This window comes from Pseudomonas sp. NPDC085632 (assembly GCF_044541255.1).
Lineage (GTDB): Bacteria > Pseudomonadota > Gammaproteobacteria > Pseudomonadales > Pseudomonadaceae > Aquipseudomonas.
Genome location: NZ_JBITSX010000090.1, coordinates 1 through 7,108, shown reverse-complemented (window position 1 = coordinate 7,108; position 7,108 = coordinate 1). Strand labels below are relative to the sequence as shown.

Annotated in this window: 8 protein-coding genes; all 8 read right to left on the bottom strand. The window is 57.3% G+C overall.

The window, feature by feature from the left end; all coding sequences use genetic code 11:
* A partial coding sequence (rseP, locus tag ACIF4X_RS28845) for an RIP metalloprotease RseP (protein ID WP_397484658.1) occupies positions 1 to 1,224 on the bottom strand: 1,224 nt, incomplete at its 3' end.
* Positions 1,225 to 1,278: 54 nt separating this feature from the next.
* Entirely contained in the window at positions 1,279 to 2,469 is a 1,191-nt protein-coding gene (ispC, locus tag ACIF4X_RS28840) for a 1-deoxy-D-xylulose-5-phosphate reductoisomerase (protein ID WP_397484657.1), read from the bottom strand.
* A complete protein-coding gene (locus tag ACIF4X_RS28835) occupies positions 2,466 to 3,272 on the bottom strand; it encodes a phosphatidate cytidylyltransferase (RefSeq protein WP_160056213.1) in 807 nt (268 codons plus the stop codon). The genes ispC and ACIF4X_RS28835 overlap by 4 nt, the downstream gene beginning before the upstream one ends.
* The gene (uppS, locus tag ACIF4X_RS28830; RefSeq protein ID WP_042557877.1) at positions 3,272 to 4,027 is read right to left on the bottom strand and encodes a polyprenyl diphosphate synthase; all 756 of its coding nucleotides are present in this window, start codon (positions 4,025 to 4,027) and stop codon (positions 3,272 to 3,274) included. Before uppS ends, ACIF4X_RS28835 begins: the two co-directional genes overlap by 1 nt.
* Positions 4,028 to 4,041: 14 nt before the next feature.
* The gene (gene frr / locus ACIF4X_RS28825) at positions 4,042 to 4,599 is read right to left on the bottom strand and encodes a ribosome recycling factor (protein ID WP_397484656.1); all 558 of its coding nucleotides are present in this window, start codon (positions 4,597 to 4,599) and stop codon (positions 4,042 to 4,044) included.
* Entirely contained in the window at positions 4,596 to 5,339 is a 744-nt protein-coding gene (pyrH, locus tag ACIF4X_RS28820) for a UMP kinase (protein ID WP_003222124.1), read from the bottom strand. Before pyrH ends, frr begins: the two co-directional genes overlap by 4 nt.
* Positions 5,340 to 5,548: 209 nt before the next feature.
* The gene (gene tsf / locus ACIF4X_RS28815; RefSeq protein WP_007908856.1) at positions 5,549 to 6,412 is read right to left on the bottom strand and encodes a translation elongation factor Ts; all 864 of its coding nucleotides are present in this window, start codon (positions 6,410 to 6,412) and stop codon (positions 5,549 to 5,551) included.
* A gap of 192 nt (positions 6,413 to 6,604) precedes the next feature.
* On the bottom strand, positions 6,605 to 7,108 hold a 504-nt coding region (gene rpsB / locus ACIF4X_RS28810; protein WP_397484655.1), incomplete at its 5' end, for a 30S ribosomal protein S2.

Below are 7,108 nucleotides of genomic sequence, written 5' to 3'. Positions count from 1 at the left end.
AAACAACAAATGCCCCCCATCCAGTACAGGAATGGGCAGCAAATTCAGAACGCCCAGGCTAATACTCAGATAAGCAAGGAAATTCAGGAAATCAGCGACGCCCGACTGGGCAGAAGCGCCCGCCACTTTAGCAATGGTTATCGGTCCACTCAAGTTTTTTACCGAGAGCTCGCCGAACAGCATTTTCTTTAGCGAATCGAGCGTCAGAATGCTCATGGTCCAAGTGCGACGGGCACCCTCGCCAATTGCAGCCAGAGGCCCGTAACTGACCTCGCGGATCATCTCCGGCGGCCAGTCGACAGCTTTCACACCCGCGCCCAGATATCCGCTTGGCGATTTGCTTTCACCGCGCGCTGCCAGGGTCACAGGGACGTCGATTTGAGCACTGTCGCGCTCGATGCGCAGCATGATTTTGGTATCAGGACGCGTACGAACGGTATCGACCACCTGCTGCCAGTCATTCAGCACTTGACCGTCGAGCGCCAACAGGCGATCGCCAGTCTTCAGGCCGGCCGCCTGGGCCGGGCCTTTCGGATCAAGCTCGGCCAACACCGGCGGCAACGCCGGACGCCAGGGACGAATACCCAGAGAGCGGATCGGATCAGGCTCATCAGCGCCTTTAAGCCAGTTATCCAGCTTCAGCTCACGCGGCGAATCCGCTGTCGAACCCTGCTCACGCACCAGCAACTGCAGAGAACCGCTTTCGCCCAGTCGCCGGACCAACTGCAGATTGACGGCCGCCCAACCGGTAGTCGGCTCTCCATCGATAGCGACGATTTCCTCACCTGCGCTCAAACCGGCACTGGCGGCGATACTCCCGGATTCAACCGCACCGATGACCGGACGCACCTGCTCGCTGCCGAGCATCGCCAACACCCAGAAGAACACCAGCGCCAAGAGAAAATTGGCAATGGGGCCGGCCGCAACAATGGCGATTCGCTGACGCACAGATTTGCGGTTGAACGATTGATCAAGCTGATCGACCGGGACTTCACCCTCACGTTCGTCGAGCATTTTGACGTAGCCGCCCAGCGGAATCGCGGCGACCACAAACTCGGTGCCTTGCTTGTCGTGCCAGCGCAACAACGGCATGCCAAAGCCTACGGAGAAACGCAGAACCTTGACGCCACAGCGACGCGCGACCCAGAAGTGGCCGAATTCGTGAAAGGTGACCAGCACACCCAAAGCGATCAGGGTGCCGGCAATCATATAGAGCGCGCTCATCTATTTTCTCCGCAATCCTGTTCAGTGCCGCGTGTAGCCATTGTGTAGCAAATTCTATCGATCGTGGCGCTTCAACCACTGCTCCGCCAGAACTCGCGCCTTGGCGTCTGCCGTAAATACGGCATCGAGATCTGCCAGCGCTACGACCGGCTCGAGGCTCAAGACTTCCTCGATGATACTCGCGATTTCCAGGTAACGAACGCGTCCGTCGAGAAACGCTGCCACCGCCACTTCGTTCGCGGCGTTGAGCATCGCCGGAGCACTGTCGCCAGCCTCGGCCGCTTGCCGTGCCAAACGCAGGCAAGGGAAGCGCTCTTCATCCGGCGCTTCGAAGTCCAGGCGCGCCACAGCAAACAAATCCAGCGGTGCCACGCCGGAATCAATGCGCTCCGGCCAGGCCAGGGCATTGGCGATCGGCGTGCGCATGTCGGGATTGCCCAACTGCGCCAACACCGAGCCATCGACATAATCGACCAGCGAGTGAATGACGCTCTGCGGGTGAATCACCACCTCGACTTGCGACGGCTTTGCATCAAACAACCAACAGGCCTCGATCAGTTCGAGTCCTTTATTCATCATGCTGGCCGAATCGACCGAAATCTTGCGCCCCATGGACCAGTTCGGATGAGCACACGCTTGTTCAGGCGAAACATGCGCCAACTCACTCATCGGCGTCTGTCGGAACGGACCACCAGAGGCTGTGAGTAAAATCCGACGGACACCGACCGAGCCCAATCCACGGGCAAAATCCTGTGGCATGCACTGGAAAATCGCGTTGTGTTCGCTGTCGATCGGCAACAGCACCGAACCGCTCTTGCGCACCGCTTGCATGAACAAGGCGCCGGACATTACCAGCGCCTCTTTATTGGCCAGAAGAATCTTCTTGCCCGCTTCGACAGCCGCCAGGGTCGGACGCAGCCCTGCCGCACCAACGATCGCCGCCATCACTGCATCGACTTCCGGAGCGGCAGCGACCTGGCACAGGCCCTCCTCCCCCACCAGCACGCGGGTCGGCAAACCGGCAGCACGCAAATCATCCTGCAAACCGCGCGCGGCAGTAGCTTCCGGCACCACGGCAAATTGCGGCACGTGACGCACGCACAAGGCGAAAAGCTCACTCAGGCGCGTGAAACCACTCAGCGCGAACACCTGATAACGCTCAGGATGGCGGGCAATGACATCCAGCGTACTCAGACCGATCGAGCCAGTCGCACCCAGAACGGTGATCTGCTGAGGGCGACTCACGGTGCAGCCATCCACAGCAGCACGGCAAACACCGGGATGGCCGCTGTCAGGCTGTCGATACGATCAAGCACGCCGCCATGACCAGGCAGCAGGTTACTGCTGTCCTTGATGCCGGACTGACGCTTGAACATGCTTTCGGTCAGGTCGCCAACCACGGAGATGAAGACGATCAGCGCAGCGCCGATCAAGCCTTTAAGCAGCTCGGCGACGGTCCAGTCGCGGACAAACGCGACAATGGCAGTAATCACCAAACTCAGCGCAAGACCACCATAGACGCCTTCCCAGCTTTTGCCTGGACTGACTTGCGGGGCCAGCTTGCGCTTGCCGAATTTGCGACCGGAGAAATAAGCCCCGATATCGGCCCCCCAGACCAGCACCATCACAGCCATGATCAGCCAGTTACCCAGCGGGTACTGTTTGATCTGCACCAGGCCTTGCCAGGCCGGTAGCAGAATCAACAGACCGATGACCAGCTTGGTAGCGGCGCTAGACCAATGCACGCTGGAATGTGGATAGGTCAACACCAGCCAGGTTGCCACTGCCCACCACAGCACAGAAGCCCCCAACACCCAAGGGGCAAGCCCGGGCAGGATGTACATGATAAACAGCATGAACGCGACCACGGCGGCAAAACCCACGCGGAATGCTTGCCCGGTGAAGCCTGCCAGACGCGCCCATTCCCACGCACCCAAAGTCACGACCAGACCGATAAACAAGGCAAAACCGGAGCCTTCCAGCAGAAAAAACCCGCACAAGGCAATCGGCAGCAGGATCAGTGCAGTGATGATTCGTTGTTTAAGCATTAAACCCGGGCTCCAGCTTCGACCTGTTCGCTCGTTTTACCGAAGCGACGCTGGCGCGAAGCGAAATCGGCCAGCGCATTGCGCATGGCATCGTGTTTGAAGTCCGGCCAGAACAGGTCGGAGAAGTACAACTCGGCGTAAGCCAGTTGCCACAGCAGGAAGTTGCTGATGCGGTGTTCGCCACCGGTACGGATGCACAGGTCCGGCAATGGCAGATCGCCGGTCGCCAGACAGGTTTGCAGTAAGTCCGGGGTGATGTCTTCCGGGCGCAGGTGTCCGGCCTGGACTTCACGCGCCAGACGCTGAGCAGCCTGAGCAATATCCCACTGACCGCCGTAATTGGCAGCGATCTGCAGGATGAACCGGTTGGCACCCGCCGTCATCGCTTCGGCTTCACGCATTGCAACCTGAAGCTCCGGATGAAAGCGCGAACGATCGCCGATGATGCGCAGGCTGATATTGTTGTCGTTAAGGCGCTTGGCTTCACGACGCAAGGCCTTGAAGAACAGATCCATCAAGGCACTGACTTCATCGGCCGGACGCTGCCAGTTCTCACTGGAAAACGCGAACAGGGTAAGTACTTCGACCTTGGCCTCTGCACATACCTCGATCACGGCCCGCACCGCATCCACGCCCGCTTTATGCCCGGCGACACCCGGCATAAAGCGTTTTTTAGCCCAGCGATTGTTGCCATCCATGATGATCGCGACATGGCGCGGCACCGCGGACGGCGCAGTCTGCTTGGTCTTGTCCATTAAAAACTCGACCCTTATACGGCCATCAGGTCTTTTTCTTTCTCTTCCGTAGCCTTGGTGATCTGGGCTTCGGAATCCTTGGTCAGCTTATCGATATCGGCGATTGCACGACGTTCTTCGTCTTCGCTGATTTCTTTATCCTTGACCAGCTTCTTCAGTTCGCCCAGGGCATCGCGACGGATGTTGCGCACGGCGACACGAGCGTCTTCGGCGGCACTGCGCGCCTGCTTGGTGAAGCCTTTGCGGGTTTCTTCAGTCAGGGCAGGCATGGAAATCAGCAACAACTCGCCCAGGTTGGTCGGGTTGAGGTTCAGGCCTGCGCTCTGGATTGCCTTGTCGACCGCTGCGAGCATGTTGCGCTCGAAGGCTACGACTTGCAGGGTGCGCGAGTCTTTTACAGTGATGTTGGCCACTTGGGTGATGGAGGTGTCTGCACCGTAGTACGGCACCATCACGCTGCCCAGAATGCTTGGGTGAGCCTTGCCGGTACGAATCTGGCCGAATGCATGGGCCAGAGAGTCCAGGGATTTTTGCATGCGCTCTTGAGCGTCTTTTTTGATTTCGTTGATCATTGTTGACCTTCCTCGATCAGGGTGCCTTCAGCGCCGCCATGGACGATGTTCAGCAGGGCACCAGGTTTGTTCATGTTGAATACGCGCAGCGGCATTTTGTGGTCGCGGCACAGGCAGATAGCTGTCAGATCCATTACACCCAGCTTGCGATCCAGCACTTCATCATAAGTCAGATGATCGAACTTCTCGGCATGCGGGTCTTTGAACGGGTCAGCGGTGTAGACGCCATCGACCTTGGTCGCTTTGAGCACGACATCGGCATCGATTTCGATTGCACGCAGGCAGGCTGCCGAATCCGTGGTGAAGAACGGGTTGCCGGTACCGGCTGCGAAAATCACGACGTCTTTGGAGTTCAGATGACGCATGGCTTTGCGGCGATCGTAGTGATCAGTCACGCCAACCATGGAAATAGCCGACATGACGATGGCCGAGATATTGGCACGTTCCAGCGCATCGCGCATGGCCAGGGCGTTCATCACAGTGGCCAGCATGCCCATGTGGTCACCTGTCACCCGATCCATACCGGCCTTGCTCAGGGCTTCGCCACGGAACAGGTTGCCGCCGCCGATCACCAGACCGACCTGAACGCCGATACCGACCAGCTGGCCGACCTCCAGCGCCATGCGATCCAATACTTTTGGATCGATCCCGAACTCTTCCGAGCCCATCAGGGCCTCGCCGCTAAGCTTGAGTAGAATGCGTTTATAGCGAGCCTGATAACCACTGCCCTGCTGAGCCATTGCGAATCTCTCCTGCGGCGTATTTAAAATTCTTTGCGAGCTGTTTACAGCTGGCGTTCACTCTAGCTTGGCGCTGCTTCAGCGCCATCGGAACATGGCTTTGTAAGTCAGTTCCAAGTGGAAACCAATTAAAAACTGGCTCCCCCATCTGAAAAGAGGCTGCGCGCGTAAGCGGGCAGCCTCTTTCGGGCGACAGTTGAAAAACCGTCTTATTGCTTGGCGGCAGCCAGCTGGGCAGCAACTTCTTCAGCGAAGTTGTCGACCGGCTTCTCGATGCCTTCGCCTACTTTGAAGTAGGTGAAGGAAACGATTTCAGCACCGGCTTTCTTGGCCAGTTCGCCAACCTTGATTTCAGGGTTCTTGACGAACGCCTGCTCAACCAGGCTTGCTTCAGCCAGGAACTTGCTGATACGGCCTTTGACCATATTTTCAACAATGTTTTCTGGCTTGCCTTTGATTTTTTCTTCGTTCAGCTGCAGGAACACAGCTTTTTCGCGCTCGATCGCTTCAGCCGAAACTTCCGATGGCAGCAGGAACTCAGGGTTGCTGGCCGCTACGTGCATAGCGATGTCTTTGGCCAGTTCAACGTTGCCGCCTTTCAGAACAACTGCAACACCGATCTTGTTGCCGTGCAGGTAGCCACCAACAACGTCGCCTTCTACGCGAACCAGACGACGGATGTTGACGTTTTCGCCAACCTTGCCGACCAGTACCAGGCGAGCAGCTTCTTGAGCTTCGATCAGCGGAGCGACATCAGTCAGCTTGTCAGCGAAGGCTTTTTCAATGCTTTCAGCAACGAATGCCTTGAAGTCGTCCTGCAGAGCCAGGAAGTCGGTCTGCGAGTTCACTTCCAGCAGAACAGCAGATTTGCCGTCTTCTTTCAGAGCGATGGCGCCTTCAGCGGCAACGTTGCCAGCTTTTTTGGCAGCCTTGATTGCGCCCGAAGCACGCATGTCATCAATGGCTTTTTCGATGTCGCCGTCAGCCTTTTCCAGGGCTTTCTTGCAATCCATCATGCCTTCGCCGGTACGCTCGCGCAGTTCTTTAACCAACGCTGCAGTAATTGCTGCCATTTTCAAATTCCTCTTGGATAGGTTTTCAACCATTCCACCCGATCGAACGGGCGTTCAATTCGTCCCGAACCCCACCTTGTAGCTGCTGCACGTTACAGAAGCTGTAGCTGCGCCGCCGACAAATGGTTTTCGAGGTGGCAAAAAGGGGGCCAAGCCCCCTTTTTGCTTACTGAGTCAACGCCAGGGCGTTAATTACTCAGCTGCAGCCTGAGTTTCTTCAGCTGCGAATTCTACAGTGCCGCCAGCAACATTGTTGCGACCACGGATTACTGCGTCAGCCATCGAACCCATGTACAGCTGGATAGCGCGGATTGCGTCATCGTTGCCTGGGATGATGTAGTCAACGCCTTCCGGGCTGCTGTTGGTGTCGACAACGCCGATTACCGGGATGCCCAGCTTGTTGGCTTCGGTGATCGCGATGCGCTCGTGGTCAACGTCGATCACAAACAGTGCGTCTGGCAGACCGCCCATGTCCTTGATACCGCCCAGCGAACGATCCAGCTTCTCAAGATCACGGGAGCGCATCAGCGCTTCTTTCTTGGTCAGCTTGGCGAAAGTACCGTCTTCGGCTTGAACTTCAAGGTCACGCAGACGCTTGATGGAAGCACGAATGGTTTTGAAGTTGGTCAGCATGCCACCAACCGCAACGGCTGCACATCCAGATCGCTGGCCTTGTCGCCAATCAACTGCTGAAAA

Coding starts and splice junctions, on each gene's coding strand:
- frr (WP_397484656.1), bottom strand. CDS start 4,599: ATGATCAACGAAATCAAAAAAGACGCTCAAGAGCGCATGCAAAAATCC.
- tsf (WP_007908856.1), bottom strand. CDS start 6,412: ATGGCAGCAATTACTGCAGCGTTGGTTAAAGAACTGCGCGAGCGTACC.
- uppS (WP_042557877.1), bottom strand. CDS start 4,027: ATGGACAAGACCAAGCAGACTGCGCCGTCCGCGGTGCCGCGCCATGTC.
- pyrH (WP_003222124.1), bottom strand. CDS start 5,339: ATGGCTCAGCAGGGCAGTGGTTATCAGGCTCGCTATAAACGCATTCTA.
- ACIF4X_RS28835 (WP_160056213.1), bottom strand. CDS start 3,272: ATGCTTAAACAACGAATCATCACTGCACTGATCCTGCTGCCGATTGCC.